The sequence below is a fragment of the Halobaculum magnesiiphilum genome (genome assembly GCF_019823105.1).
Classification (GTDB): domain Archaea; phylum Halobacteriota; class Halobacteria; order Halobacteriales; family Haloferacaceae; genus Halobaculum; species Halobaculum magnesiiphilum.
In genome coordinates, this window is sequence record NZ_CP081958.1 from 1,766,821 (window position 1) to 1,792,518 (window position 25,698).

Below are 25,698 nucleotides of genomic sequence, written 5' to 3' on the forward strand. Positions count from 1 at the left end.
GACATGGTCACGTTCAGTACGCTTTCTCTTCCGGCGGTCGGCGGGGGGATCATCCTCGTGTTGCTCGCGTGTTCGGCGTTCTTCTCCAGCAGCGAGATCGCGATATTCAGCGTGGACCGCCACCGGGTTGGCCCGCTGGCGGAGACCAGCGGGCGTGCGGGGACCATCCTGGAGGCGTTGCGCTCGGACCCTCACCGGCTGTTGGTGACGATCCTCGTCGGCAACAACGTCGTCAACATCGCGATGTCGTCGATCGCGACGGCGATCCTGGTCGACGCGCTCCCGGCGGGGATCGCCGTGACGGTCGCGACGGTCGTGTTGACGGTGGTGGTGCTCGTGTTCGGCGAGATCGTCCCCAAGTCCTACGGCGTCGCCAACGCCGAGTCGTGGGCGCTCCGGACGGCGCCGACGCTCCGGCGGTTCCAGCGCGCCGCGGGGCCGGTCGTGACCGCCTTCGACGCCGTGACACGCCGGTTGAGCGCGGCCATCGGCGGGGAGTCGGCGATCGAGGCGCCGTACGTCACCCGGGACGAACTGGCGGCTTTGGCGCGGACGGCCGAACGCGGCGGCGGGATCGACGCCGGCGAGCGCGAGATGGTGGAGTCGGTGCTACGCCTCCACGAGATCACCGCGGAGGACGTGATGGTCCCCCGTGAGAACGTCGTCGCCGTCGACGCGAGCACGTCGATCCGCGACACGGCGACGCTGGCGGCCGACCAGCGGGTGACCCGGCTTCCGGTGTTCGACGGCACGCTGGACCGCGTCCGGGGGATCGTCGACCTCCGCGACCTGGAGCGGACGCTCGCGCTCGACGAGTCGGTGTCCGTGGAGCGGCTCGCGACGCCGACGCTGTCGGTCTCGACCGGCGAGCCGATCGACACGCTGTTGACCCGGATGCAGGACGAGCGCGTCCGGATGGCGATGGTGGTCGCCGACGACGGCGCGGTCGTGGGGCTCGTGACGGTGCAGGACGTGTTGGAGGAGGTGGTCGGCGACCTGTTCGACGTGGGCAGCGAGGCGAGCGTCCGCGCGGTCGCCGACGGCGTGATGGTCCGCGGCGACGTGTTCCTCGACCGCCTCGACGCGGTCTTCGGCACCGCGCTCGCGGCCGACGCCCCGGCGGACGCCGGAACGCTCGCCGGCTACGTGTACCACCGGCTCGGACGCGTCCCTCGCTCCGGCGAACGGGTGGAACTGGACGGGATGGCCGTGACCGTCGAGCAGATCGACGGCGAGCGCATCCGTCGGATGTTCGTCGAGCCCGGGCGCCCGTCCGACGCCGCGAGCGCGGACGATCCGGCCCGCTGAGTCGCCGCGGGCGTCCTCGGCCCTACTTTCGCACGTCCAGAAGCGCGACGCGCTCGTGGACCACGTCCGCGAGCGACCCCGCCGTCGCTCCCAACTCGGTCTCGTCGATGCCGAAGTACTCGCGAACGAGGTCCTCGTCGTAGTCGCCGAGGCTGTCGGCCGGCGCCAAGAAGTCGCCGACGGCCGCCGCGGCCGCGGCCTCGTTACCCCTCGCCTCGTCCGCGCCGTCGTCTCCGTCCTCCCCTTCGGCGGCGACGAGCACCACGACGGGTCCCTCGCCCTCGGACACGCCGAGGGTCAGCGCGCGGTCGATCTGCCGGCGGCCGGCGGCGTACAGCATGACCTCGACGCCGCGGTCGCGGGCGACGTTCTCCCCGCGCTCGATGGCCCGGTCGGCCAGTTCGAGCGCGCGTTCGAGGTGCGCGCGGTCGACGACGTATCGGGCGTCGAACGCCTGGACCGTACAGCCGGTCTCCTCGCCGATCCGGGTCAACTCGCCGAGGAACGCGTCGAGGTCGTCGATGGCCGTGACGCCGTCGACGAGCTTCACGAGAAATCACCGAACGTTGCCTGTCCGCTTCCGTCCTCGTCGGTGTCGCTCCCGGCGGTCGCCGCCGCCGACGCGCTCGCGTCCTTCCGGACGCCCTCCATCGAGGGGTCCTGTCGGCCGACCGCCTGGAGGACGTTCTCGGCGGTCTTCTCACGTCCGCGCAGCGCGCCGAGCACGACCGACTTGTCGGCCTCGCGCAGCTCCGCGCGGGTTTCGATGCCGGCCTCGAACAGCCGACGGGCGCGCTTGCGGCCGACGCCCCGAACCCCCGTCAGGTCGAGCAGCTCCTCGCGGACGCCGTCCTCGACGCGTTTCTTCGCCTCGCGGACGTCGAGCACCACGTCGAGGTCGAGCTCGTTCGCCAACTGCTCGGCCGCCCCGAGCAGCCACTCGGCGGTGTCGACCTTCCCGCGGATGTCGCCCGGGCCGACGCCGTAGCGCTCGGTGATGGTGTCCTCGTCCAGCTCGCTGGCCCAGTCCTCCAGCAGGCGGGCTGTCTTGAGCGCCGCCAGCCAGTCCTCGAACGCCACGTCCTCGAACTCCGAGGGGGCGTGCCCGAGGAACTCCTCCTCGCGCTCGTAGAACTGCTCCTCGTACGTCTCGCGGTCGCCCGATTTCAGGTACAGCTGGTACATGTCGGGCGTCCGCGCGACGAGGTGGTACAGCCCGAGCGGGGTGATCGTCGGGCCGTCGTCTCTCCCTTCCTCGCCGTCTCCCTCGCCTCCCTCGTCGCTCTCGCCCTCGCCCGCATTGGCGTCGCCCGCGCTGTCGTCCGCATCGCCGCCGTCGGCGTCGCCGGCGACGAGGTCGTTTCCGGTGACGAACCCGGCGTCCGCGGCGTCCTCGGGAACCTCGGCGTCACCGTCGGGACGGCTCCGGCGACCCGCGGCGACCGCGTCGGCGTCGGCCGACTCGACGCCCTCGCGGAGCCCGTCGACGATTTCGGCGGCCGACATCGGATCGAGGTAGAGCCGCGAGACGGTGTGGCCGATGCCCGTCGCGGTGAGGGTGCCGTCCTCGCGTTCGAGGAACTCGTTGGCCGCCAGGTACTCGAGCACGCGGTCGGTGACCTCGGCGAGCCGGGCGTCGTCGCCCGTCTGGCTCGCGTACAGGGTGCGGTCGAGGAACTCCAGCAAGCCGTCGCGCGTCGTCGCGAACCCGGAGGCGACGGTCGCGAGGACGTGGGTCCGGAGCGCGGGCTCGGCGGCCAGCTTCGAGCGGACGTCCTCCGGCTCGGCCCACACGTAGCGCTCGAACAACTCGTCCATCGTGTCGCGGTCCTTCGCCAGCAGGACCGCCTCGCCGTAGGGGTCGAGGCCGGGCCGGCCCGCGCGACCCATCATCTGGTGCACTTCGAGCGTGTCCAGCGGCTGCATCCCGCCGAACTCGCCGTCGTAGCGCTTCCAGTCGCGGACGATCACGCGGCGGGCGGGCGTGTTCACCCCCGCCGCGAGGGTGGGCGTCGCGCAGATGCACTTGACGAGGCGGTCGCGGAAGGCGTCCTCCACGAGGCTCCGGTGTTCGGCGGCGAGGCCGGCGTGGTGGAACGCCGCCCCCTTCCGGACGCAGTCGGCGAGGTCGTCGGACGTGTCCGTGTCGGACACGTCGCGGATGTCCCCCGCCAACCCCTCCAACTCGGCCTGTTCCTCGGGGTCGAGCCTGCTCGCGGTCACGTCAGCGAGGCGCTTTGCCGCGCCCTCGGCGTTGCGGCGGGAGTTGACGAACACGAGCGAGGAGCCGCCCTGGCCGTCGACCTCCTCGTCGAGCGCGTCGGCGACGAGCGCGGCCGTCTGCTTTTGCCCCTTGCCGACGGGAACCTCGCGCTGGCTCCCGTCGTCGAAGTTGACGGCGTTGCCGTAGTGGACGCCCATCTTCAACTCGATGGGTCGCCAGTCGGACTCGACGAGCGCGGCGTCGAGCCACTCGGCCACCTGGTCGGCGTTGCCGACGGTCGCCGAGAGCGCCACGACCTGGAGATCGCGGTTGATCTTGCGGAGCTTCGCGAGCGTCACCTCGAGGGTCGGGCCGCGGCCGGAGTCGTCGACGAGGTGGACCTCGTCGGCGACGACGCAGGTGAGGTCGTTCACCCACGGCGCGCCGTTGCGGACGAGCGAGTCGACCTTCTCGCTGGTGGCGACGATGACGTCGCGGCTCGCGAGCCACTCGCCGTCGGACTGGTAGTTGCCGGTGGAGACGCCCACGTCGACGCCGAACTCTTCCCAGCGTTCGAACTCCGTTTTCTTCTCGCTGGCGAGCGCCCGGAGCGGGACGATGTAGAGCGCCTTCCCGCCGCGCGCGACCGCCGAGAGCATCGCTAACTCGGCGATGAGCGTCTTCCCCGATGCGGTCGGCACCGAGGCGACGACGCTCTCGCCGTCGGCGACGCCCGCCTCGACGGCGGCCGTCTGCGGCGGGTAGAACTCCTCGATCCCCTCCGCCTCCAGCGCCTCGGGGACGCCGTCGGGCAGGGTCGAGAGCTCGGAGGGTCTCATTGCCCGTGGTAGCGGGGTTCTCGGATTTAAACTGTCGGAGCGAGCCGCGCCGGCGGTCGGGCGTCAGGGGCCGTGCTCGGCGTCGGGGTCGGCCGGCCGGTCCGACTCGCAGGCGCCGTCGAGACAGCGCACGCCGGTCGCGGTCTCGAACCGGGGGAGGCCGCAGGCGCACTCGCCCGCGAACACGCCCGCGGGCACCGAGAACGCCGTCTCGCAGTCGGGGTAGCCGTCACAGCCGAGGAACGCCCGGCCGCGGTGCTCGCGGACCCGGAGGTCGCGCCCGCAGTCGGGGCAGTCGAAGCGGCGGTCGAGGACGCCGTGGACGGCCTCGGTCAGCGAGTCGCACGCGTAGTCGACGCACAGGTCCAGGGAGTCGCCGCGCTCGACGGTCATCGTCGGGAGCCCGCAGTCGTCGCAGGTCGCGTCGTCGCGGACCGTCGCGCCCGACGGAAGGCCGTAGGAGTCGCCGCAGCCGAGACAGACCACGTCGCCGCCGGCGCGCACCATCGCCGCGCCGCAGTCGGGCTCGGGGCACTCGCCGACGGGAACGCCGGCGGCGCCGACCGGCAGCTCAACCACCTCGCCCGCGTCGTGCGATCGGACCGAGAGGGTCCGACCCGAGTCGTGGGCCGTGACGGCGAAGCCGTCGTCGTCGGCCTCGACGGTCAGCGTGTCCGGGCGGGTCAGCCACGTGACCGGCTGGTACCCCGAGCGGTCGTGAACGAGGACGGTGCGGTCGGGCTTGGCGAGGACGACCACGCGCCCGCGTTGGGTGCGCTCGTCGCCGGTCGTCGTCTCGAAACTGGTCGTGCAGTCGCCCGCGAGGACGGTTGCGGTCTCCGGCATGGGGCCGGTGGTGCCGTCTCCCTATTTGGACCCTCGCAGCGAGGTGTGGGGGCGCGGACGGGGCGGGACGGAGACGACACGAGTCGGGGGCGGGCCGGCGGCGACGCGGGCCGGAACGCCCATCCCCCAGCCCGAGCATCGTAGGGGTATGTCCGAATCGTCCGACAGCGACGCTCCGGAAGCGGCTGACGGGACCGACTCCCCCCAGGCCACCGACTCGGCGAACACGAGCGACTCCTCGACGGCCGACCGCCCCGACTCCGCGCCGGGAACCGTCCAGACGGAGGCGGGAACCGCCGCGTCCGTCGTCGTCTGCTTCGACATGGACGGCGTCCTCGTCGACTCCGAGGACTACTGGCACGACGCCGAGCGCGAGGAGATCCTCCCGCGCGTGCTCGCCGACGGCTCTCGGACTCCCGACCTCGACGAGGTGACGGGGATGTACTACGGCGAGATCTACGACTACCTCGCCGAGCACTACGAGGTGGCCGTCGACAAGGACGAGTTCATGTCGCTGTACGAGGAGACCGCGGAATCGATCTACGGCGAGCGCGTCGAACTGCTGGACGGCGCCGGGGAGTTCGTCGCCGACCTCCGGGCGGCGGGGGTGCCGGTCGCGCTCGTCTCGTCGTCGCCGCGCGACTGGATCGAGACGGTCCTCGACCGCTTCGACCTCGCGTTCGACCTGGTCGCGCCCGCCGAGGAGTTCGACGGTCCGGGCAAACCCGAGCCAGGGCTGTACGAGGCTGCGATCCGGGATCTGGGCGGAACGGTCGACCGCGCGGTCGCGATCGAGGACTCCGCGAACGGGGTGCTCGCGGCCGCCCGATCGGGCGCGTACACGATCGCCGTCCGCGACGACCACAACCGCGACAGCGACCTCTCGCCCGCGGACGAGGTCGTCGACCGCGACGACCCGGCGGCGCTGTACGAGGCCGTGCGTCAGTCGACGCGGACGATCCGCGAGTCAGTCTCGGGCAACAGCGGCAACTCGGGGTAGACGACCTCCACCTCGTAGCGCAGCTCCGTCTCGCCGCGCGCGCCGAACACGCCCACCGGGACGGTCGTCTCGTCGCTGAGGTACAGCGTCTTCTCGGTCATCTCGACCCCGTTGGCGGTGACGCGGATCCCGGCGCGGGCGGCCCCGCCGACGTTGCGCACGGTTACCTCCAGCACTTCGTTCTCGCCGACGCCGATCGAGTCGGGGATCGTCCCCCACTCGACGACGGCGTTCGGGAGGTCCTCGGCCTGCCGGAGCACGCGCTCGGCGACGCCCTCCGAGAGCCCCGCGCGGACGAGCCGGTCGGCGCCGGCGGCAACGACGTCGGCGGGCGCGGTGAGGCCCCCCGCCGACAGCGACTCCGCGCGCCCCTCGCCGACGCCCTCGATGGCGGTGAGGCCGACGGCCTCGCGCTTGACCCCGTGTTCGACCCTGGCTTCGACCCGGCGCACGAGGTTGGCGGCCCGGGGGCCGGCGACGGCGTCGGCGAACTCCCGCAGCGCCGCGAGCAGGCGCAGCGCGTTCTGCTTGATGATCCACGCGTCCGAGCGCAGGTCCGAGGGGACCGAGCCGCGGACGGCCCCGTGGAGGATCGCGAGCACCTTCCGGTTGCCGCCCTCCAGGTCCGTCTCCACGTCCGAGAGCACGCGGTCGACGGCGTCGGCCTCCGACGAGCGCGAGGAGGCGGAGTCGAACTCGGCCGCCGAGGCGACGACTCGCAGGACGGCGTCCTCGTCGATCGTCTCGCGGTCGGCCAGATCGGCGAACCGCTCGGCCGTCTCCATCCGGAGGTAGTACTTCGAGGCGAGCCGGCCGATCGTGGTCGCCTCGATCCCCAGTCGCTCGTCGGTCTCGACGAAGCCGCGGTCGACCAGCGAGTTCAGCGTGTCGCGGACGCGGTCGCGGATCCCCTCGAAGTCGTACGCGTCGGGCTTCGTCCCCGCCCGGACGTAGTAGAAGGTGGTCTCCAGCCAGTCCATCACGTCGTCGAGCCCCGAGATCGTGCCGAGGGCGATCTCGGCGTTCAGGTGCGAATCGAGATCCTCGGCGAGCCGGGACTCGATCTCCTTGCCCTCGCGCAGCAGTGTCCGGTACTTGTCGGCGTCCGAGCGGTCGCAGACGACCCAGCCGTACCCCACGTCGTCGTACCCCGGCCGGCCGGCGCGCCCGAGCATCTGGAGCACGTCGAGCGGACTGATGTCGACTTCGCCCTCCAGCGGGTCGTGATACTTCGTGTCCCGGATAACGACACAGCGGGCGGGGAGGTTCACGCCCCACGCGAGTGTCGAGGTCGAGAAGAGGAGCTGGATCTTCCCCTCCTTGAACCACCGCTCGACGCGATCCTTGTCGTTCTTCGAGAGCCCGGCGTGGTGGAACGCGACGCCGTCGACGACCGAGTGGCGCAGCGTGTCGTTGTCGAGTTCCTTCGCGGCGTTGTGGAAGTCGTAGTCGCCGCAGGCGCCCATCTCGAGGTCGCGCTCGCCGACCTCGTCGCGGGCCTTCTTCGCGGCCATGACGGTGTCCTGCCGCGAGGAGACGAACACGAGCGACTGCCCCTCCTCGCGGATGTGCGGCTCCGCGAGGTCGAGCGCCCGGTACAGGCGGCGGTACTTGTCCGCGAAGGAGTTGTCGCCGTGAGTGTACGTCTTCACGCCGGTTTCCAGGTCGACGGGGCGGTACTCGTCGCCGAACTCGAAGGTCGTCTCGGGCGGCGCGTCGAGCCACTCGGCCACGTCGCCGACGTTCGGCATCGTCGCCGACAGCGCGACGACGCGGGGGTTGCAGATGCGGCGCAGGCGCGAGACGGTCACCTCGAGGACGGCGCCGCGCTTGTCGGAGTCGAGCAGGTGGACCTCGTCGATGACACAGCAGTCCACGTCGTTGATGAAGTCGTAGCGGGCGGACTCGTGTTTGCGCGTCGCCGAGTCGGTCTTCTCGGGCGTCATCACGAGGATGTCGGCGCGCTCGGCGCGGCGGGGGTTGAGGTCGCGCTCGCCGGTGACGACGTACACGGAGTAGCCCAGCTCCTCGAAGCGATCCCACTCGGCCTCCTTCTCGTTGGTGAGCGCACGGAGTGGGGCGATGAAGAGGGCGGTGCCGTCGTTCTCGAGCGTCTCACAGATCGCGAGTTCCGCGAGCGCGGTCTTGCCGGAGGCGGTGGGCGCGGCCGCGACGACGTTCTCGTCGCGTTCGAGGATGGCCGGCAGCGCCTCCCGCTGCATGCGGTTGAACTCCTCGAACCCGAACGCGTCGGCGAACTTCGGGACGGCGTCTGCGACTTTCATCTGTTGGATCTCATGGGTTCGGTCGGGGATACGGGGTGGCGCGGTCCGCGTGATCGACTGGCCTCGTGGCCGGACCGGACCGCGCCGGCAACTACGAGTAGGTCGGGGCGCTTCGGCGGATGAACCTTTCCCTCTGCGGTTGATCGGGCGTGAGAGTGTTCGTGTGAATATCCGTCGTGTCCGAGTAGAGGCGGCGGACCGCGAAAGCCCCACCCGACTGCACCGCTGCCACACTTACGTCGGAGCAAGCTCCGACGAACTCACACTCGCTCCGCTCGCGTGAGCCTCCCAAGCCGATTCGCCTCGCTACCGCTCGGCTCATCCCTCGCGCGCGGCCGGTCGCGCGCCACAGCGGGGTCACTACGTCTTGTACCGCGAGCGAGGGCCGGAGGCCCGAGCGAGCGGCCCTTTTGGCATCGACGGGTTTTGGCGGGGTTCGACGAACGAGCGAAGCGAGTGAGGAGGACCCCGTGAAAAGAGGTCGGTTAGAAGTCCTCCACGTGCGGCCGCAGGTCCAGTTCCAGCGTCCACGCGCTGCGGTCCTGCTGGACGAGGTGCCAGTAGCTGTCGGAGATCGCGTCCGGATCGAGATACTCCTCGGGGGTGTCGGTCTCCACCTCGGGGCCGAGGATGCCGCCGTCGATCACGACGTGGGCGACGTGGACGCCCTCGGGCCCGAGTTCCCGCGCCATCGACTCCGCGAGCCCCCGGGAGCCGAACTTCGCCATCGAGAACCCGGCCGCGCCTTCGCGCCCGCGCACGGACGTGGTCGCGCCCGTGAAGATGACTGTGCCGCCGCGCTCGTCGGCCGGTCGGTCACCGTCGAGCATGTCGCGGACGGCCGCCTGCGAGCACAGGAAGTCCGCGCGGGGGCCGACCTCGTAGGCGCGGTCGAACGCGTCCAGCGAGGTGTCCCGCAGCCCGGTCCACGACGCGGCGCTGGCGTGGTTCACGAGCACGTCAACCGGCCCGAGCTCGTCGCGGACGCGGTCGAAAGCGGCCGCGATGTCGGCCGGGTCACACAGGTCGGTCGCGACGCCGACCGCGTCGGTCGGGAGCGCCGCCGCCAGATCGTCGAGGTAGTCGCCGCTGCGGGCGAGCAATCCGATCTCACACCCCTCGGCGGCGAAGCGGCGCGCGACGGACTCGCCGAGTCCCGGTCCCACGCCGGCGATGACTGCCGTGGTCATGGGTCACGCGTCGGGCGGCCGGAGTATAACCGTTGGCGGGGCCGTCGGCGTCGCCGCCGCGCTCGCGCCCCGCTGGTCGTGGCACGGGCTCTCTGACAACCGAGGCGCTTAACAGGCGTTCCGGGGAAGTACGGGTGTAATGCCCAGTGGGGACTACGACCCGGAGACCACAGAGCCCGAGTGGCAGCGGCGCTGGGTCGACCAGGAGACGTACGCGTACGACGAGGAGGCCGCGACCGATCCGAACACCGTCTTCTCCATCGACTCCCCGCCGCCGACGGTATCCGGCGACCTCCACATGGGCCACCTGTACGGGTTCACCCTGCAGGACTTCGTCGCCCGATTCGAGCGCATGAACGGGGAGACGACGTTCTTCCCGTTCGGCTACGACGACAACGGCATCGCCTCCGAGCGGCTCACCGAGGACGAACTCGACATCCGCCATCAGGACTTCGAGCGCCGGGAGTTCCAGCGCAAGTGCCGCGAGGTGTGTGCCAAATACGAGGAGCAGTTTACCGAGAACATCCAGGGACTCGGCGTCTCGGTCGACTGGAACCACACCTACCAGACGATCGAGCCGCGCACCCAGCGCATCTCCCAGCTCTCCTTCGTCGACCTGTACGAACAGGGCCGCGAGTACCGCGAGAAGGCGCCCGCGATCTGGTGTCCCGAGTGCGAGACGGCCATCTCGCAGGTCGAGACCGAGGACGACGAGCAGGACAGCCACTTCCACGACATCGCCTTCAGCGTGTCCGGGAACGACGAGGAGTTCACCATCTCGACGACGCGTCCCGAACTCCTCCCGGCGTGTGTCGCCGTCTTCGTTCACCCCGAGGACGACGAGAACCAGCACCTCGTCGGCGAGTCCGCCGAGATCCCGCTGTTCGGCCACGAGGTCCCGATCCTCGCCGACGAGAGCGTCGACATGGAGACCGGATCGGGGATCGTCATGTGCTGTACGTTCGGCGACCAGAACGACATCGAGTGGTACCAGATCCACGACCTGGATCTGCGCGTTGCCATCGACGAGTCGGGCCACATGACCGCGGTCGCCGACGAGTACGAGGGGATGCACTCCGCGGCGGCCGGCGAGGCCATCGTCGAGGACCTCGACGACGCCGGCGCCCTGCTCGACCGCCGTCCGATCACCCACACCGTCAACGTCCACGAGCGCTGCGGCACCAGCGTCGAGTTCCTCGTCACCGAGCAGTGGTACATCGAACTGCTCGACAAGACCGACGAGTACCTGGAGGCGGGCCGCGAGATGGAGTGGTTCCCGGAGAAGATGTTCACCCGGTACGAACACTGGGTCGAGGGCCTCCAGTGGGACTGGCTCATCTCCCGGCAGCGCTCCTCGGGCATCCCGTTCCCCGTCTGGTACTGCGCCGATTGCGACGAGGAGGTCATCGCCGACAAGGCCGACCTCCCGGTCGATCCGCTGTCCGACGACCCGCCGGTCGACGCATGCCCGGCCTGCGGGCACGACGGGTTCGAACCCGAGGACGACGTGCTCGACACGTGGGCCACCTCCAGCCTGACGCCGCTGATCAACGCCGGCTGGGACTGGGACGAGGAGGCCGAGGAGTTCACCATGGAGCACCCGGAGCTGTACCAGTTCGACATGCGCCCGCAGGGCCACGACATCATCAGCTTCTGGCTGTTCCACACCGTCGTCAAGTGCTACGAGCACACGGGCGAGGTGCCGTTCGACGAGACGCTCATTAACGGGATGGTGCTCGACGAGAACCGCGAGGCGATGTCGAAATCGAAGGGGAACGTCGTCCTTCCCAAGGAGGTGCTCGCTGAGTACCCCGTCGACGCCGCGCGCTTCTGGGCCGCCGGCTCCGCCATCGGCGACGACCTCCCGTACAACGAGAAGGGGCTCCGGGCCGGCGAGAAGCTGCTCCAGAAGCTGTGGAACGCCTCCAAGCTCGTCGAGTCGCTCGTCGGCGACGCGCGCGAGGAGCGTCCCGACCTCGACCGCGACGGCCTGCGGGAACTCGACCGCTGGCTGCTCGCGGAACTGGACGACCTGACGGGGACGCTCACCGAACAGCTCGAAACCCGCGAGTTCTCGAAGGCCCGCGACGGGCTTCGCGGGTTCTTCTGGCACACCTTCTGTGACGACTACCTCGAAGTCGCGAAGACGCGCGTTCGGGAGGCCGAGGACGACGACCCCGCCGCGCGGTACACGCTTTCGGTCGCCCACGAGCGCTTCCTGAAGCTGTTCGCGCCGATGCTCGCGCACGTCACCGAGGAGCTGTGGCAGGACATGTACGCCGAGGAGCGCGCGGGAGAGGACTTCGACTCGATCCACCTGCGCGAGTGGCCCGAGCCGCTGGGCGTCGAGGCCGACCACGAGGCCGGCGTCGCCGCGATGTCCGTCGTCGGCGCGCTCCGCCGCTACAAGAGTGAGCGCGGGCTCCCGCTCAACGCCGAGCTGGACCGCGTCGAGGTGTACGGCGAGGGCGACCTCGCGGCGTTCGCCGACGACGTGCGCGGCGTGATGAACGTCGCGGAGCTCACCGTCCTCGACGAGGAGCCGGAGGTCGAGTCCGTCGTCACGGGTATCGACCTCGACTACGCGCAGGTCGGCCCGCAGTTCGGGGAGACGGTGGGCGACATCGAGGCCGCGCTCGCGAGCGAGGACTACGAGATCGTCGACGGCGAACTCCGCGTCGCCGGCGAGACGCTCGGCGCGGACCTGTTCGAGGTCGAGCGCGAGCGGCGTTACTCCGGCGAGGGAGAGCTGCTCCAGCCGGAGGACGCGGTCGTCATCGTCCACGACGACGAGTAGGCGTCGCACCCTGCCGTCGACCCCAACCGTCTTTTCGTCGTAGCCGGACTCCCATCCGTGAACAGACGTGCCCTCTCGCTCGGCGGCTTCGTCGTCGCCGGCGTCTCGCAGGTACTCCTCGGCGCCGCCATGTACGCGAGCGGCGACACCCCCGCGAACCCGCTGTTCTCGGTGCTCGGCGGGCTGTTGGTCGCGGGCGTGTTCGCGCGTGCGCTCGTCCGCGGGGACGACCTGAACGGGCTCGCGACCCGACCGCTGTTCGTCGCCGTCGGCGTCGCCTCCGGCGTCATCTCGGCCGTGCTCACCGCCGGGGTGCTGGTCGTGTGAGCGCGGACGTGCGCGTCCTCTCGCTGGGCGGGTTCGCGCTCTCGGGCGTCTGTCAGGTCGCGCTCGCCGCGCTCAAGTACGCCGACGGCGCCCTCGCCGACGCCGGACTCTCCGCCCTCGTCGGCCTCGGCGTCCTGTGGGTCTTCGGCCGGCCGCTGGTCCGCGGGGACGACCTGAACGGCGTCGCCTCCCGTCCCGTCTTCGGGGTCGTCGGGGTCGCGATCGGGGTGGCATCTGCGGCGATTCTGCTGTACACGCTCGGTGGCTGACCGGGCGTGCTTGTCGTCTAACCGGGCGACAGCTATAGATCCGCGCCGACCGCGTCGTCGACGGAGTCGAAGCCGTCGCGCTCCAGCAGGTCGAGCAGCCCCTCGTTGATGTCGCGGGCGACGCTCGGCCCCTCGTAGACGAGGCCGGTGTACAACTGAACGAGGCTCGCACCGTTTCTGATCTTCGCGTACGCGCCCGCGGCGTCGGAGACGCCGCCGACGCCGACGACCGGCACGTCGGTGCGTTCGGCGATGAACCGCACCATGTTCGTCGCACGCTCCTCGATCGGCTTGCCCGAGAGGCCGCCCCGCTCGGCCCGTTGGGGGCTCCGCAGCGAGTCGGGTCGATCGGTGGTGGTGTTCGTCGCGATGACGCCGTCGAGATCGAGGTCGTCGACGACCGCGAGTGCCTCCTCGACGGCGGGTTCGGGGAGGTCCGGGGAGAACTTCACGAGCAGCGGGTCGGCGCCGGCGTCCGAGAGCGTTCCGAGGATCCGTTCGAGGGAGTCCCGGTTCTGTAGCGATCGCAGGCCGGGCGTGTTCGGCGAGGAGACGTTGACGGCGACGTAGTCGGCGTGGTCGCCGACGCGCTCGAACGTGTAGCGGTAATCGTCCGCCGCCTCCTCCAGCGGGGTCGACTTCGACTTGCCGACGTTAACGCCGAGCGGCACGTCGGGGGCGGGTTCGCGGTCGAGACGGTCGCCGACGATGTCGGCGCCGTCGTTGTTGAACCCCATGCGGTTGACGACGGCCTCGTCCTCGCGCAGGCGGAACATCCGTGGTTTCGGGTTCCCGGGCTGGCGTTCGGCGGTGACGCCGCCGACCTCGACGTGCCCGAAGCCGAGGGATGCGAGCGCACGCGGGACACGGGCGTTCTTGTCGAAGCCGGCGGCGACGCCGACGGGCGTCGGGAACTCGAGGCCGAACGCCTCCGTCTCCAGTCGCTCGTCGCCGACGGCGTACCGATCGCGGAGGAACGACTGGATCGGCGTTCCCTGTACGGCGCGCAACAGTCGTTGGGTGGTCTCGTGGGCGGTTTCGGCGGGGAGTGCGTACAGCGCCGGCTTCGCCAGGTCGTAGGCCCTCATTGCGATGCGTGTCCGAGTCTCAGACCGGGCACGCTCTTGAACTGCGGGGATCACCCGGTGTCAGAAGTCGTGTTCTACCTCGTCGGGGTCCGCCTTCTGGATGATAATCTTGCCGTCGCGGACGCGAACGAACACTTCGTCGCCGATATCCATGCCGGCGACGGCGAGCTCGTCCTCGTGCAGGTTCACGTGGACGTTGTGGTACTCGCCGTTCTCGTCCTTGGCGCCACTCGGACTGAGCGTCTTCTTCCGGACCATCGCCTTCGGTACTCCGTGAGTCCCCCGACGAGACACATAAGTGTTGTTTACGGCCGTCCGCGTGCGGTCGGCCGGACACGCACCCGGACGGGGTACCGCTTGTGGGATCGATGTGGTCGCGGAACCGATGTGATCACGTCCGCTGCGGCGGTCGGACGCCGCCGATCTCACCCTCGCGGAATCGACAGCCCCCGGACCGGACATATGAATCTTTTCCCGAAGACGGGGTAATTTCCCCGATACGTTTATCATACAGTGTGTGTTCGCTTCACACGGAGGCGAAAAACCATGGTACGTGAGGACGGTAAGCGGAACTTCGCGCTGCGCGAGGGCGACGGCACCGAGGAGAGCGTCTTCTCCGGCAACACGCCGCGACAGGCGGCCCTGAAAGCCGCTCGTCGGCTCGAGCCGGCCAGCTCCGAGGACGCCGCCGACCGCGTCGAACTCCGGCTCCGAGAGAAGGGGACGGACAAGGTCCACATCTACGAGGGATGGTCCTGGCGGGAGTCCGCGCCCGACAACAAACCCGACTGGATGCCCGATGAGATCACCGAGGCTAACGTGGCGAAGAAGGGCATCGAACACCTCGAGAGCTGATCCGCGCACTGCACGTTCTTTGGGAACCGATCCGCCAGTCGCAACGCCGCCGATCGTCGATGGCGCGTTCGACGGCCTCGTCTCGTCGTTCGCGAACCGAACCACGAGCTGAGTGTCGTTCACGGTCGTTCACGATGACGGGCCGTGAAACCGCATGACGTAGCGGTGGCGAGACGACGGCCTTTTATGTTCCCCTGCCATCCGAAGAAATGCGAAGGTCGCACGGGACGCCCCGGCGACACGGCACACCCTTCCGGGGTGTGTCGTAGTTCGTTCCGATGTCCTTATCAACGGCAAAGACATCGGATGGAATGCGAAGACACGACGCGAGTCGAGGTGGTTCAACTCCGCCGCGGTTCGCTTCGGTAACGGGCTTCGAAGGGGTTAAGTCCCCTCGCGAAGTACGTTAATATCCGCAAGAGATGAGGATTCCGCCCCTGCGGTCCGCCGCAAGACGGTATCTGATGTGAGCCTCGATAGTTCGGTGTCACCCGATCGGTGTCGCCGAACATGGACCACGCAATGGTGAGGTCACGCTTCGCGCGTGACTTCCCGCCACCCCCTCCCCTCGCGGGGAGGAACATTCCGGTTGATCCTGCCGGAGGTCATTGCTATCGGAGTCCGATTTAGCCATGCTAGTCGCACGGGTTCAGACCCGTGGCGAATAGCTCCGTAACACGTGGCCAATCTACCCTACGGACCGGTATAACCTCGGGAAACTGAGGCTAATCCCGGTTACGGCTCTCATGCTGGAACGCCGAGAGCTGGAAACGTTCCGACGCCGTAGGATGAGGCTGCGGCCGATTAGGTAGACGGTGGGGTAACGGCCCACCGTGCCGATAATCGGTACGGGTTGTGAGAGCAAGAACCCGGAGACGGAATCTGAGACAAGATTCCGGGCCCTACGGGGCGCAGCAGGCGCGAAACCTTTACACTGCACGACAGTGCGATAGGGGGACTCCGAGTGCGGAGGCATAGTGCCTTCGCTTTTGTGCACCCTAAGGCGGTGCACGAATAAGAGCTGGGCAAGACCGGTGCCAGCCGCCGCGGTAATACCGGCAGCTCGAGTGATGACCGATCTTATTGGGCCTAAAGCGTCCGTAGCCGGCCGGGCAAGTCCGTCGGGAAATCTACCAGCTCAACTGGTAGGCGTCCGGCGGAAACTGCTCGGCTTGGGACAGGGAGACTCGAAGGGTACGTCCGGGGTAGGAGTGAAATCCCGTAATCCTGGACGGACCACCGATGGCGAAAGCACTTCGAGAGAACTGATCCGACGGTCAGGGACGAAAGCTGGGGTCTCGAACCGGATTAGATACCCGGGTAGTCCCAGCTGTAAACGATGTTCGCTAGGTGCGACGCAGACTACGAGTCTGTGTTGTGCCGTAGGGAAGCCGAGAAGCGAACCGCCTGGGAAGTACGTCCGCAAGGATGAAACTTAAAGGAATTGGCGGGGGAGCACTACAACCGGAGGAGCCTGCGGTTTAATTGGACTCAACGCCGGACATCTCACCAGCCCCGACTGTAGGAATGAATCCCAGTGTGATGAGCTTGGAAGACCTACAGAGAGGAGGTGCATGGCCGCCGTCAGCTCGTACCGTGAGGCGTCCTGTTAAGTCAGGCAACGAGCGAGACCCGCGTCCCTAATTGCCAGCAAGACCCTTGAGGTCGTTGGGTACATTAGGGAGACTGCCGCCGCCAAGGCGGAGGAAGGAACGGGCAACGGTAGGTCAGTATGCCCCGAATGGGCTGGGCTACACGCGGGCTACAATGGTCAGGACAATGGGTTCCTACCCCGAGAGGGGACGGTAATCTCAGAAACCTGGTCGTAGTTCGGATTGTGGGCTGAAACTCGCCCACATGAAGCTGGATTCGGTAGTAATCGCGTGTCACAAGCGCGCGGTGAATACGTCCCTGCTCCTTGCACACACCGCCCGTCAAAGCACCCGAGTGAGGTCCGGATGAGGCCTGGGTTGCCAGGTCGAATCTGGGCTTCGCAAGGGGGCTTAAGTCGTAACAAGGTAGCCGTAGGGGAATCTGCGGCTGGATCACCTCCACAGATCGAGACCAGGGCGACGCCCTGGCTCACCTTTCGGTCCGTTCCCGACGCCGATCGGGCACCTTCGAACTATCGAGGCTCGCTCACGCCCCCTGACGGGGGTGGGCCCATAGCTCAGTGGTAGAGTGCCTCCTTTGCAAGGAGGATGCCCTGGGTTCGAATCCCAGTGGGTCCATGTATTCGGGGTCCATCGTGAACCGTGCGCCTTATATGGCGGACGGCGATACGATGAATCCCGACGCAAGACCGATGCACCATTCCGCGAGAGCGGGAATGGGAAGGGTCGATGTACGCTCGCATGCCACCCATGCGACGTGCGATGACGACCGTATGTACGTGCAATCCAGACGTCCACTGGACCCGTTCACCGGGTCACAGTGTACCATCAGTCAACTGGCTACTGTGCCAGCTGGTGAATGGCTCGGCTCGAGAGCCGACGACGGACGTGCCAAGCTGCGATAAGCCGTAGGGAGCCGCATGGAGGCGAAGAACTACGGATCTCCGAATGGGAATCCCTCTACAATTGCTTCGCGCAATGGGGAACGCTCCGAATTGAAACATCTCAGTAGGAGCAGGAAGAGAAATCAAACCGAGATGTCGTTACTAACGGCGAGTGAACGCGACACAGTCCAAACCGAAGCCCTCACGGGCAATGTGGTGTTCGGGCTGATAGCAAGCAGTTCGAGTTCGTGAGAAGTCTCCTGGAACGGAGCACGATACAGGGCGACAGTCCCGTATCACGAACGCGGCCTGCGGATCAGTTCCCAGAGTAGCGGGGGTTGGATATCCCTCGTGAATATCTCAGGCATCGACTGAGAAGACTAAACACTCCTCGAGACCGATAGCGAACAAGTAGCGTGAGCGAACGCTGAAAAGCACCCCGAGAAGGGCGGTGCAATAGGGCCTGAAATCAGCTGGCGATTGAGCGACGGGGCTTGAAAGGCCCCTCACAGAATGACCGTGGGGCGACCCACCAGTAAGACGTGAGGGGAGCCGAAGTCGCGTCGTGCGTTTTGAAAAACGAACCAGGGAGTGTACTTCTCCGGCGAGTCTAACACGCGCATCGTGGAAGGCGCAGGGAAACCGATATGGCCGCAGTCTTACGACGAGGGCCACCGTGTTCAAGCGCGGGGAGTCGAAGAGGTACGACCCGAAACCGAGTGATCTACTCCGAGGCAGGATGAAGCGTGCCGAAAGGCACGTGGAGGTCCGTTAGCGTTGGTGTCCTACAATACCCTCGCGTGATCTTGGAGTAGGGGTGAAAGGCCCATCGAACTCGGCAACAGCTGGTTCCGACCGAAACATGTCGAAGCATGACCTCTCCCGAGGTAGTTCGTGCGGTAGAGCCACCGATTGAGAGACCCGCCTCCGAGAGGAGTCGGCCTCTCTGTCGAACTCCGAACGTACGAACGCTGTCGACGGAGGGAGTCCGGTGTCCCGGGGTAAGCTTGGGCACCGTGAGGGGAACAACCCAGAGTTAGGTTAATGACCCAAAATGTGGATTAAGTGTAATCCTCTGAAGGTAGTCTTGAGCCCTAAACAGCCGGGAGGTGAGCTTAGAAGCAGCTACCCGCTAAGAAAAGCGTAACAGCTTACCGGCCGAGGTTCAAGGCGCCCAAAATGATCGGGACTCAAATCCACTTCTGATACCTAACCGTCCCTGTAAGAAGGGAACCGTGTAGGTCGGCGTACTGTACGGATGGAAGCTCGGGCGAGAGCTCGCGTGGACCGTTCAGTAACGACAATCCTGGTCACAGTAGCAGCGATATTCGGGTGCGAACCCCGAAGGTCTGAAGGGTAAGAGTTCCTCGGCACTGCCAATCAGCCGAGGGTTAGCCGATCCTAAGTCCGGCCGTAAGTCGAACCGGACAAACGGGGAACTGGTTAATATTCCAGTGCCACCACGCACTGAAAGTCGACGCTTTGGGAACTGGTGAGCCGGGCGTTCGCCCGGTCGAATCAGGGAATCCCGTGGAAGCCGTAACGGCACGAAGCGAGAGAAGCCTGAGACAGCGCAAGTCACCACTACCTAGAGCCCGTGAAAAGACGAGCGTGGTGTTCGTATCGAGATCCGACACAGGTACCCTGGCAGAGCAAGCCAAGACCGACGGGAACAACCGACGTTAGGGAATTCGGCAAGTTAGTCCCGTACGTTCGCAATAAGGGATGCCTGCCTTTCGCGAGGCAGGTCGCAGTGACTCGGTGGCTCCGACTGTCTAGTAACAACACAGGTGACCGCAAATCCGCAAGGACTCGTACGGTCACTGAATCCTGCCCAGTGCAGGTATCTGAACACCTCGTACAAGAGGACGAAGGACCTGTCAACGGCGGGGGTAACTATGACCCTCTTAAGGTAGCGTAGTACCTTGTCGCTTCAGTAGCGACTCGCATGAATGGATCAACGAGAGCCACACTGTCCCAACGTGGGGCCCCGGTGAACTGTACGTTCCAGTGCGGAGTCTGGACCCCCAAGGGGAAGCGAAGACCCTATAGAGCTTTACTGCAGGCTGTCGCTGAGACGTGGCCGCTGACGTGCAGGATAGGTAGGAGTCAGTACACAGGTACCCGCGCTAGCGGGCCACCGAGACATCACTGAAATACTACCCGTCAGTGGCTGCGACTCTCACTCCGGGAGGAGAACACCGGTAGCCGGGCAGTTTGACTGGGGCGGTACGCGCTCGAAAAGATATCGAGCGCGCCCCAAGATTTCCTCACGCGGGACAGGAACCCGCGGAAGAGCGCAAGAGCACAAGGAAGTCTGACAGTGTCATTCCAAGCGAGTGACGCTGACGCGAAAGCGTGGTCTAGCGAACGGATCACGGGCCTCAATGGCCCGGATTTACGACAGAAAAGCTACCTTAGGGATAACAGAGTCGTCACGCGCAAGAGCACATATCGACCGCGTGGCTTGCTACCTCGATGTCGGTTCCCTCCATCCTGCCCGTGCAGAAGCGGGCAAGGGTGAGGTTGTTCGCCTATTAAAGGAGGTCGTGAGCTGGGTTTAGACCGTCGTGAGACAGGTCGGCTGCTATCTATTGGGGGTGTTACGGTACTTGACGGGAACGGTCGTATAGTACGAGAGGAACTACGACTGGTTGCCACTGGTGTATCGGTTGTCCGAAAGGGCAGCTGCCGAGAAGCTACGCAACACGGGGTAAGAGCTGAACGCATCTAAGCTCGAAACCCACCTGAAAAAGAAGTACCACCGAGACCACTCGTAGAAGACGAGTTCGATAGACTCGGGATGTACGCGCCGAGGCAACGAGGCGTTCAGTCCACGAGCACTAACAGGTCAAGCCACACTCATATGCACTGGGACCCATCGTGAACGGGTCCAGGCGTTACCTGGATTGCACGTACATACTGGTCGACAGACCGACGCAGGCATTACATCGGATCGTTCCCGATGGTCGGCCTTCGGGCGGCCACAGCGGCGGGGCACCACCCGTACCCATCCCGAACACGGAAGTTAAGCCCGCCAGCGTTCCGGCAAGTCCTGGAGTGCGAGAGCCTCTGGAAACACCGGTTCGCCGCCCACCACTCATACGCAACACACAACGGCTCACCAGCACCGCGCTGGTGGGCCGTTCTGCATTTATAGACACACGCACGTACACGCCGCCAGCGACGGCTTCGTCGATCGGCTCGAACGGCGGATCCGCTAGGCTTAAACGCCTTACACGCCTCCGTTCAGGTGCGCCAAGGTGGCAGAGTCCGGCCATACGCATCTCCCTGCAGAGGAGAACCACGCCGGTTCAAATCCGGCCCTTGGCTTTCTCGTGCGCGCGGACGATCGCGGAGCCGCGGTACTGCGTTCCCCCGAAAGAAAACGGTTAAACTCCGGGCGACCCGTGGCTCACGTATGCAACGACGCGCCGCGGTCATTTACGTCGCGTTCTTCCTCGTCGTGGGGGCGGCCTCGTTCTCGCTTATCGCGACAGCGAGCGCGCCGCAGCTCTCCTTCGAGAATCCGGACCACGAGTTGAGCGAGGGCGATCCGCTCACGGTCGATGGGACGGAGTACGTCGTACAGGGTATCTCCGCCGAAATGGAGGGCGGTGGCGGCGGCGGTCACGGTGGCGGCGGTCAGGCCGAGCTGGTTCGCTCCGGGACGCTGAACACGACCAACGAGTCGGCCCGCTACACCGTCGAGTGGGCGAACGACTCGACCGTCACGTACGACGGGCAGGACTGGACCGTCGCCACCGACAACGAGTCCGAATCGGTCACGCTGACGGAGGTCATCGACCGCACGGCGATCCTCGAGAACGACTCCGACGTCGAGAACGAGACGACGACCGTCGACGGGGAGGAGTACGTGGTCGAGCGCGCCGACGGTAACGAGAGCCGAGAGCTGATCCCCGTCGACGACTACTTCCCCGAGCCCGAGACGCGCGAGTACGCAGTCGGAGACGAACTCGAGGACATCGAGAACAACACCGCGACGGTCGCGTCGGTGAGTTCGGACGCCGCGACGCTGGAGTACTTCGCGCCGCGGACAACCGAGATCTCGGTGTCGGACGCGGCGAACGTGACGGTCGGTTCGACGACGTACTTCGCGCACTTCCCGAACAACGAGACGATGGTGCTCACCCAGGAGTTCGACACGTACGCCCAATACGAGGAGGAGACCGCGATGCAGACCACGATGACGAACGGACTGTGGGGCGTCACGATCGTCAGCGGGCTGTCGGCGTTCCTCCTGATGGGAATGGCGTATCTCCCGAACCGGTACTGAGCCGTCCGCGCGACATCCCTCGACTTCTCCGCTCGTCCGCTTCCCGAGCGACGGCTATCCGTCGAACCGGTACAGCGACGTGACGAACGGGAGGCGGTTGAACATCCAGTAGGCGACCGGCAGCCCGACGATCGTGATCGCGAGGAACGCGGCGACGTTCGCCCACAGGAGGCTGAGCCACCAGCCGACGAGCACGAAGTAGACGCCGCGGACGAGCAGCGACCGCTGGCCGCGGGCGTCATCGGGCGCCGACAGCGACCGCGGTTCCTTGAGCGTCAACACCGTCGGCACGAGGTTGATCAGTTTGATCCCCAGCGGGAGCCCGATCACGGTGGCGTTGAGGAACCACGCGAGGTTGACGACCGCGGGCGTGGCCCACCAGCCGACGGCGACGAACCACAGCGCGCGAGTGAACAGCGAGCGTTGTGCCATGTCGGGAAGACGCGCTCGGAGGGTGAATCCCTTGTGTCGCTCCGCTCACGGCTCACTATCGAGACCTCACTGCGTTCGGCCTCGCAACGGGCGCGACGGGAGTATGAACTACGCCGAGACGTGCTCGCTTCGCTGTGCGCGTCTCGTCTAGTTCAAAATCGCTGTGTGTCGCCCTCCGGGTCTCGCTATCGCTCGACCACTACGGGCGCGACGGGATTATGAACCACGGTCGGGCGTACTCGGCTCGCTTCGCTCGCCTGCGTGCGACCTCCCTGCTTCAAATCCCGTCTTCCGAGCGGTTCCGGTCGCTCGCTGTCGCTCGCGACACGGAACACGGGCGCGACGGGATTTGAACCCGCGACCGTCGGATGGCTCCCCCCGCCGGAAACACCGACGCGGATAGAAGTCCGACGCTCTGAATCCGGACTGAGCTACGCGCCCTCGGGTGAGAACACACGCGGGGAAGTCAAAAGCGGCGCGGTCGCGTCCGGCGGGGTCGTCCGTCTCGCAGGCTTTAATCCGGCCAGCGGCGAACGGACGGTGATGCGAGTCATCGGAACGGTCGGCCTGCCCGGCAGCGGGAAGGGCGAGGCCGCCGCGGTCGCCGAGGAGGAGGGCGTTCCCGTCGTCACCATGGGGGATGTCATCCGCGCGGAGTGTCGCGACCGCGGGCTCGACCCCGCAGAGCACCACGGCGCGATCGCCCGCGCACTCCGCGAGGAGAACGGCCCCGCCGCGATCGCCGATCGCTCGATCCCGCTGATCGAGGAGGCCGCCGCCGCGGGCGACACGGACGCCGTGCTCGTCGACGGCCTGCGCGCGCCCGTCGAGCTGGAGCGCTTCCGCGAACGGTTCGGCGACGACTTCACGCTCGTCGCCATCACCGCGCCGTTCGATCTACGCGCCGAACGGCTCGGCGACCGCGGACGCGACGACTCCGACGTTGACCGGGAGGCGTTGCGCGACCGCGAGGAGCGCGAACTCGGCTTCGGCATGGGCGAGGTCATCGACGCCGCAGACGTGACCATCGAGAACACCGACACGCTCGCGGCGTTCCGCGACCGCGTCCGGGCCGTGCTGCGGGGGAACGCCGACGCCCCCGATCCCGCCGTCGACGCGACGGAGGTGGAGAAGTGACGACCGTCTACAGCGTCGACGCGCGGATCGAGGCGCCGGTGCGCGACACCGAGGTGACCGACCGCGTCCGCGACGCCGTCGAGGCGCTGTTTCCCAACGCGGAGTTCGTCTCCGAGCCGGGCACCCTCGTCGCCGAGACGCACACGCTCGATGACTTCTCCGACAAGCTCCACGAACAGGAGATCCTCGACACCGCACGCCGCGAGTTCGAGCGCAACCGTACCGACGACGGCTTCACGTTCAACCTGAAGAAGCAGGCCGCCTTCCAGGGCGTCGTCAACTTCGCCGTCGGCGACCCCGACGAGCTGGGCGACATCTCCGTGGAGGTGACCGTCCGCTCGCCGTCGGTCGAGGAGTACATCGACCACCTCGCGCCGCCCACCGAGGACGGCGCGCCCGTCGACCCCGACAGCCGCTGACCGCGAACGCCGCCGGGTTCGACGGCCCGCGGACGGGACAGGCAATCGCCGAGCGAAGGGGTAGGCGGTCGACGAGCGAGAAGGCAGGTGATCGCCGAGCGACGGGCTCGGCGGTCGGCGGGACCCTGTTATCGCCCCGAGAGGTGGACGTGGATCACGCGGTCGCAGTCGACCTCGCCGCACACCGGGCACGCGTCGTCGCCCCCGCCCTCAGTCGTCCGCCCGTCCGCCAACATCGCGGCGCCCTCGGGATCGAGGTCGGCGGCCGCGAGCACGACCCGTTCGCCCGCGTGGCCGAGGACGTACCCGCCGTCGCGCTCGCGAACGAACCGGCCGCGCAGCTCCCCGAGGTGGTAGTTGAACCGGCCGGTGTCGCGCATCCCGACCCGCTCGCGCAGCGTCGAGAACGACAGCGGCCCGTCGGCCGCCGCCAACTCGCGGAGGATCGCGATCCGGTGCTCGGAGGCGAGCGCGGAGAGGGCGTCGGCGGCGTCGCGGGCGGCGTCGTCGCCCTGGGGGTCGGCGTCCCCGGCGCGCGCGTCGTCGCGCGAGGCGGACGGCCCCGTCGGTGTGAACTCCATGTCGGGGCGGGCGGCCGCCTCCGTGACATACTTTTCGTGTAGGCGATCGGACAGAATCGCCGTTCACGGAACGCGTATCGCGTTCCCGGGACTCACGTGAACGCCACTACGGCCGCGAACAGCACGACGATGCCGAGCACGTCGCAGACGTTGGTGACCACGGGGATGACCACGTCGTCGGGGTCGAGCGAGAGCCGGTAGGCCGTGTACGTCGCCGCGAGCGTCACCGCGACCGCGAGGACGGCGAGGGCGACGCCGGCCGACAGCGCGACCACGAGCACCGTCCCCGGCCCGAGCGTCGTCTCGCCGACGAGCGCCGCGAGGGCCCACGCGCCGAGGCCGATGACCGGGAACAGGGTCACCGCGAGCGCGACCGTGGCGACGGCGTTGCCCGCGAGCTCGTCGTCCGCGGGGTCGAAGGAGAGCGTCCCGAGGTGGAACGCCGTCGAGAGCCGCGCCGCGAGGATCGACCCGAGGTTGCCCGCGGTGCCGATCGTGACCGGAACGAGCACGAGCAGCGACGGCGACCGGAGCAGCCGGTCCTCCAGCGCGCCGAGCACCAGCCCCGACCCCAGCTCGACGAGCGCGAGCGCGAGCAACACGGGCAACATCGCGCGGGTGATCGCGCGGACGGACCACTCGGTCGGCACCTACGCCCCACCTCCCGCCGCGGCCACCAGCGCGAGGACGGCCCGCGCCGCGACCAACAGGAAGAACACGCCGGCAACGTCGCCGGTGGTCGTCACCACCGGGCCGACGAACGTGTCGGGGTTGTACCCCCGACGGTAGCCCGCGAACACGACCAACAGCACGACGGCCGTCAGCGCCGCCCCCGAGAGGACGCTCGCGATCAGCGCGACGCCGAGCATGACCGACAGCGGCGCGACCGGACTCGCGAGCAGCGTGAGCGCCGTCACGGTGAGCACGGCGGCGACGAGCGACACGAGCACGCCGTTTGCGAGTGCCGCCGTCGCCGCCGCGCGCAGCCGGTCGTCGCCGAGGTCGACCCGCGGTTCGACGATCCCCTGGTGGAGTCCGGTGGAGATGCGCGCGCCGAAGCTCCCGAACACGCTTCCGCGGGTCGCGAGCAGCGCGGGCACGAGCACGAGCAGCCCCTCGATCGCCCGGAGTTCGGCGCGCATGCCCCCGAGTACGACGCCCGCGAGCAACCCCCCGACCGCGCTCGTCGCGAGCGCCGGCAGCGCCTCGCGGTACGCCTCCCCGGCCGTCTCGCGGATCCCCATCGCGCGTACCGACGACCCCCGAGGACAAAAGTCGGGTGCCGTCGTCGCCGTCGCGGTCGCCCGGAGATTCGTCGCCGGCGGATA

Annotated in this window: 20 protein-coding genes, 3 tRNA genes and 3 rRNA genes; 14 read left to right on the top strand and 12 right to left on the bottom strand. The window is 67.6% G+C overall.

The genetic code is table 11. The features are described 5' to 3' along the window. The first annotated feature begins 3 nt into the window (after positions 1–3). Positions 4–1,308, top strand: coding sequence for a hemolysin family protein (locus tag K6T50_RS08900; protein ID WP_222606273.1), 1,305 nt, complete (start codon positions 4–6; stop codon positions 1,306–1,308). A gap of 22 nt (positions 1,309–1,330) precedes the next feature. Here K6T50_RS08900 and cgi121 read toward each other — a convergent pair whose 3' ends face one another. The 3 genes from cgi121 to K6T50_RS08915 form a co-directional block, all read right to left on the bottom strand. After that, positions 1,331–1,858 carry a KEOPS complex subunit Cgi121 gene (gene cgi121, locus K6T50_RS08905; protein WP_222606274.1) on the bottom strand — a complete coding sequence of 176 codons (528 nt, stop codon included), beginning with the start codon at positions 1,856–1,858 and terminating at the stop codon, positions 1,331–1,333. After that, on the bottom strand, positions 1,855–4,350 hold the full coding sequence (locus K6T50_RS08910; RefSeq protein WP_222606275.1) for an ATP-dependent DNA helicase: 2,496 nt from the start codon (positions 4,348–4,350) through the stop codon (positions 1,855–1,857). Before K6T50_RS08910 ends, cgi121 begins: the two co-directional genes overlap by 4 nt. A gap of 63 nt (positions 4,351–4,413) precedes the next feature. After that, positions 4,414–5,196, bottom strand: coding sequence for a topoisomerase DNA-binding C4 zinc finger domain-containing protein (locus K6T50_RS08915; RefSeq protein WP_222606276.1), 783 nt, complete (start codon positions 5,194–5,196; stop codon positions 4,414–4,416). 148 nt (positions 5,197–5,344) lie between these two features. Here K6T50_RS08915 and K6T50_RS08920 point away from each other — a divergent pair, with 148 nt between their 5' ends. Beyond that, complete coding sequence (locus K6T50_RS08920) at positions 5,345–6,196, top strand: HAD family hydrolase (protein WP_275673098.1); 852 nt, start codon at positions 5,345–5,347, stop codon at positions 6,194–6,196. Here K6T50_RS08920 and K6T50_RS08925 read toward each other — a convergent pair. Continuing rightward, entirely contained in the window at positions 6,139–8,481 is a 2,343-nt protein-coding gene (locus tag K6T50_RS08925; protein ID WP_222606277.1) for a DEAD/DEAH box helicase, read from the bottom strand. The genes K6T50_RS08920 and K6T50_RS08925 overlap by 58 nt on opposite strands. A 485-nt stretch (positions 8,482–8,966) precedes the next feature. Then, the gene (locus K6T50_RS08930; RefSeq protein ID WP_222606278.1) at positions 8,967–9,671 is read right to left on the bottom strand and encodes an SDR family NAD(P)-dependent oxidoreductase; all 705 of its coding nucleotides are present in this window, start codon (positions 9,669–9,671) and stop codon (positions 8,967–8,969) included. A gap of 139 nt (positions 9,672–9,810) precedes the next feature. Here K6T50_RS08930 and K6T50_RS08935 point away from each other — a divergent pair, with 139 nt between their 5' ends. Genes K6T50_RS08935 through K6T50_RS08945 form a run of 3 tightly spaced genes read left to right on the top strand, consistent with a single transcriptional unit; the run spans position 9,811 to position 13,064 of the window. Next, positions 9,811–12,468: a valine--tRNA ligase gene (locus K6T50_RS08935; RefSeq protein ID WP_222606279.1), complete on the top strand. Its 2,658-nt coding sequence runs from the start codon at positions 9,811–9,813 to the stop codon at positions 12,466–12,468. Positions 12,469–12,525: 57 nt separating this feature from the next. Further along, positions 12,526–12,795 carry a hypothetical protein gene (locus tag K6T50_RS08940; RefSeq protein ID WP_222606280.1) on the top strand — a complete coding sequence of 90 codons (270 nt, stop codon included), beginning with the start codon at positions 12,526–12,528 and terminating at the stop codon, positions 12,793–12,795. Next, the gene (locus tag K6T50_RS08945) at positions 12,792–13,064 is read left to right on the top strand and encodes a hypothetical protein (RefSeq protein ID WP_222606281.1); all 273 of its coding nucleotides are present in this window, start codon (positions 12,792–12,794) and stop codon (positions 13,062–13,064) included. The genes K6T50_RS08940 and K6T50_RS08945 overlap by 4 nt, the downstream gene beginning before the upstream one ends. A 32-nt stretch (positions 13,065–13,096) precedes the next feature. Here the strand turns inward: K6T50_RS08945 and K6T50_RS08950 are convergent, their stop codons facing one another. Both K6T50_RS08950 and K6T50_RS08955 read right to left on the bottom strand, forming a co-directional pair. Next, a complete protein-coding gene (locus K6T50_RS08950) occupies positions 13,097–14,152 on the bottom strand; it encodes a quinone-dependent dihydroorotate dehydrogenase (RefSeq protein WP_222606282.1) in 1,056 nt (351 codons plus the stop codon). 60 nt (positions 14,153–14,212) lie between these two features. After that, a complete protein-coding gene (locus tag K6T50_RS08955; RefSeq protein ID WP_073310087.1) occupies positions 14,213–14,410 on the bottom strand; it encodes a hypothetical protein in 198 nt (65 codons plus the stop codon). A gap of 288 nt (positions 14,411–14,698) precedes the next feature. Between K6T50_RS08955 and K6T50_RS08960 the strand changes: the two genes are divergently transcribed. The 7 genes from K6T50_RS08960 to K6T50_RS08990 all read left to right on the top strand — a co-directional run bounded on the left by K6T50_RS08960 (position 14,699) and on the right by K6T50_RS08990 (position 21,801). Continuing rightward, positions 14,699–15,007, top strand: coding sequence for a non-histone chromosomal MC1 family protein (locus K6T50_RS08960; RefSeq protein ID WP_222606283.1), 309 nt, complete (start codon positions 14,699–14,701; stop codon positions 15,005–15,007). 582 nt (positions 15,008–15,589) lie between these two features. Further along, a 16S ribosomal RNA gene (locus K6T50_RS08965) occupies positions 15,590–17,061 on the top strand. A 105-nt stretch (positions 17,062–17,166) separates the two neighbouring features. After that, positions 17,167–17,238: transfer RNA gene (locus K6T50_RS08970), tRNA-Ala, on the top strand. A gap of 213 nt (positions 17,239–17,451) precedes the next feature. Further along, a 23S ribosomal RNA gene (locus K6T50_RS08975) occupies positions 17,452–20,369 on the top strand. Between the two features lie 111 nt (positions 20,370–20,480). Continuing rightward, a 5S ribosomal RNA gene (gene rrf, locus K6T50_RS08980) occupies positions 20,481–20,602 on the top strand. Together the 16S, 23S and 5S rRNA genes with 2 tRNA genes alongside form the textbook arrangement of a ribosomal RNA operon. Before the next feature lie 159 nt (positions 20,603–20,761). Beyond that, positions 20,762–20,837 (top strand) — tRNA-Cys (locus K6T50_RS08985). A gap of 88 nt (positions 20,838–20,925) precedes the next feature. Continuing rightward, positions 20,926–21,801, top strand: coding sequence for a hypothetical protein (locus K6T50_RS08990; RefSeq protein ID WP_222606284.1), 876 nt, complete (start codon positions 20,926–20,928; stop codon positions 21,799–21,801). 54 nt (positions 21,802–21,855) lie between these two features. Here the strand turns inward: K6T50_RS08990 and K6T50_RS08995 are convergent, their stop codons facing one another. After that, the gene (locus tag K6T50_RS08995) at positions 21,856–22,233 is read right to left on the bottom strand and encodes a YccF domain-containing protein (protein ID WP_222606285.1); all 378 of its coding nucleotides are present in this window, start codon (positions 22,231–22,233) and stop codon (positions 21,856–21,858) included. A gap of 334 nt (positions 22,234–22,567) precedes the next feature. After that, a tRNA-Arg gene (locus K6T50_RS09000) sits at positions 22,568–22,674 on the bottom strand. A 102-nt stretch (positions 22,675–22,776) separates the two neighbouring features. Here K6T50_RS09000 and K6T50_RS09005 point away from each other — a divergent pair. Together K6T50_RS09005 and K6T50_RS09010 are read left to right on the top strand one after the other, a co-directional pair. Beyond that, entirely contained in the window at positions 22,777–23,370 is a 594-nt protein-coding gene (locus K6T50_RS09005; protein ID WP_222606286.1) for an AAA family ATPase, read from the top strand. Beyond that, positions 23,367–23,789: an RNA-binding domain-containing protein gene (locus K6T50_RS09010; RefSeq protein ID WP_222606287.1), complete on the top strand. Its 423-nt coding sequence runs from the start codon at positions 23,367–23,369 to the stop codon at positions 23,787–23,789. The genes K6T50_RS09005 and K6T50_RS09010 overlap by 4 nt, the downstream gene beginning before the upstream one ends. 128 nt (positions 23,790–23,917) lie before the next feature. Here the strand turns inward: K6T50_RS09010 and K6T50_RS09015 are convergent, their stop codons facing one another. From K6T50_RS09015 to K6T50_RS09025, 3 genes are all read right to left on the bottom strand, one after another. After that, a complete protein-coding gene (locus K6T50_RS09015; protein ID WP_222606288.1) occupies positions 23,918–24,370 on the bottom strand; it encodes a DUF7347 domain-containing protein in 453 nt (150 codons plus the stop codon). Positions 24,371–24,462: 92 nt separating this feature from the next. Beyond that, the gene (locus K6T50_RS09020; RefSeq protein ID WP_222606289.1) at positions 24,463–25,020 is read right to left on the bottom strand and encodes a magnesium transporter; all 558 of its coding nucleotides are present in this window, start codon (positions 25,018–25,020) and stop codon (positions 24,463–24,465) included. Next, complete coding sequence (locus K6T50_RS09025; RefSeq protein ID WP_222606290.1) at positions 25,021–25,614, bottom strand: magnesium transporter; 594 nt, start codon at positions 25,612–25,614, stop codon at positions 25,021–25,023. It lies immediately after the preceding gene. Between the last annotated feature and the right edge of the window lie 84 nt (positions 25,615–25,698).

Coding starts and splice junctions, on each gene's coding strand:
- K6T50_RS09005 (WP_222606286.1), top strand. CDS start 22,777: ATGCGAGTCATCGGAACGGTCGGCCTGCCCGGCAGCGGGAAGGGCGAG.
- K6T50_RS08910 (WP_222606275.1), bottom strand. CDS start 4,350: ATGAGACCCTCCGAGCTCTCGACCCTGCCCGACGGCGTCCCCGAGGCG.
- K6T50_RS08925 (WP_222606277.1), bottom strand. CDS start 8,481: ATGAAAGTCGCAGACGCCGTCCCGAAGTTCGCCGACGCGTTCGGGTTC.
- K6T50_RS08990 (WP_222606284.1), top strand. CDS start 20,926: ATGCAACGACGCGCCGCGGTCATTTACGTCGCGTTCTTCCTCGTCGTG.
- K6T50_RS08900 (WP_222606273.1), top strand. CDS start 4: ATGGTCACGTTCAGTACGCTTTCTCTTCCGGCGGTCGGCGGGGGGATC.
- K6T50_RS08995 (WP_222606285.1), bottom strand. CDS start 22,233: ATGGCACAACGCTCGCTGTTCACTCGCGCGCTGTGGTTCGTCGCCGTC.
- K6T50_RS08960 (WP_222606283.1), top strand. CDS start 14,699: ATGGTACGTGAGGACGGTAAGCGGAACTTCGCGCTGCGCGAGGGCGAC.
- K6T50_RS08950 (WP_222606282.1), bottom strand. CDS start 14,152: ATGAGGGCCTACGACCTGGCGAAGCCGGCGCTGTACGCACTCCCCGCC.
- K6T50_RS09025 (WP_222606290.1), bottom strand. CDS start 25,614: ATGGGGATCCGCGAGACGGCCGGGGAGGCGTACCGCGAGGCGCTGCCG.
- K6T50_RS08955 (WP_073310087.1), bottom strand. CDS start 14,410: ATGGTCCGGAAGAAGACGCTCAGTCCGAGTGGCGCCAAGGACGAGAAC.
- K6T50_RS08920 (WP_275673098.1), top strand. CDS start 5,345: ATGTCCGAATCGTCCGACAGCGACGCTCCGGAAGCGGCTGACGGGACC.
- K6T50_RS09015 (WP_222606288.1), bottom strand. CDS start 24,370: ATGGAGTTCACACCGACGGGGCCGTCCGCCTCGCGCGACGACGCGCGC.
- K6T50_RS08915 (WP_222606276.1), bottom strand. CDS start 5,196: ATGCCGGAGACCGCAACCGTCCTCGCGGGCGACTGCACGACCAGTTTC.
- K6T50_RS08930 (WP_222606278.1), bottom strand. CDS start 9,671: ATGACCACGGCAGTCATCGCCGGCGTGGGACCGGGACTCGGCGAGTCC.
- K6T50_RS08935 (WP_222606279.1), top strand. CDS start 9,811: ATGCCCAGTGGGGACTACGACCCGGAGACCACAGAGCCCGAGTGGCAG.